This is a genomic window from Oleiphilus sp. HI0067 (assembly GCF_001635735.1).
Genome location: NZ_LWFI01000193.1, coordinates 1 through 951 on the forward strand (window position 1 = coordinate 1; position 951 = coordinate 951).

Annotated in this window: 1 protein-coding gene; it reads right to left on the reverse strand. The window is 45.0% G+C overall.

Annotation, left to right across the window (positions count from 1 at the left end):
• Positions 1–39: 39 nt before the first annotated feature.
• On the reverse strand, positions 40–951 hold a 912-nt coding region (locus tag A3739_RS02525), incomplete at its 5' end, for an AraC family transcriptional regulator (RefSeq protein ID WP_068500129.1).

The following is a 951-nucleotide window of genomic DNA, read 5'->3' on the forward strand; positions in this document are numbered from 1 at the left end:
ACGATCAAAAAATCTGTGATTGGTCATTTTTTGTTTTATCTAATGTGGGCTGCGTGTATCGCGATAATCTTGAGGGTTAAGCCCTGACCATTGTTTAAATGCGCGCGAGAATGCTCGTGACTCGCTAAATCCTAACTGTAATGCGATGTCTGCAATGCTGAAATTCGTGGCTTTGAGTTGTTGTTTCGCAAGTTTGAAGCGAACGTCATTTTTTATGCTCTGAATGGAGCTGCCTTCAGCGCTTAATTTTCGGCGTAAGGTGGGCTCGCTCATGCCCAGTTTTTCTGAAAGCTCTCTGCTATTTAGGAGCGATAAACGGTCTTCTTTGCGTAATTGACGAGGTTCGATGAGTTGTCGTGCTTTCGCCGAAATACTGGTGTCTTCACCGGGGATAGTTAGCAAATCTACAGGAGCATTTTTTAAGAAATTACGCAGATCAGTTGGCGTCTTGATGAGTGGCATGTTGAGGTATGATCGATGGAAAACGAGCCGATTGAACTTGCTTTTGAAGTTTGTTGGGCAGCGAAATAAAAGTGAAAACTCGATCGGATCAATCGGGTCGTAATTGATATAAGCGCTGACCAGTTTGATGGGTTGATCGATATACCAGCATCCAAAGCGATGCCAGATGACGTGCCAGTACTCGATATAAAAGTGTTCGAAATCTAATTCTGGCTGGCGGAGTTCTGTTGTGAGATAGACGTGCTCGCCTTGAATCTCAAGCGACATTTGTAGTTCGTCGGTGATCTGATTGTAGAAGCGTATGGCGCGTTCGTAGAGTTCGCGTAAGGTATGGGCGGTGCTTACCCAGTCGGTCATCAGTTCAAAGGTGCCGACTTTGATTGGGTGTTCAGTAAATCCCATAAATTCATCGTTCAGGCGCTTGGCGATTCCGTCATACAGCAGCGCAACTTGTTGAACGTCAAAACGAGAGTTTGGATGGCTTAATTT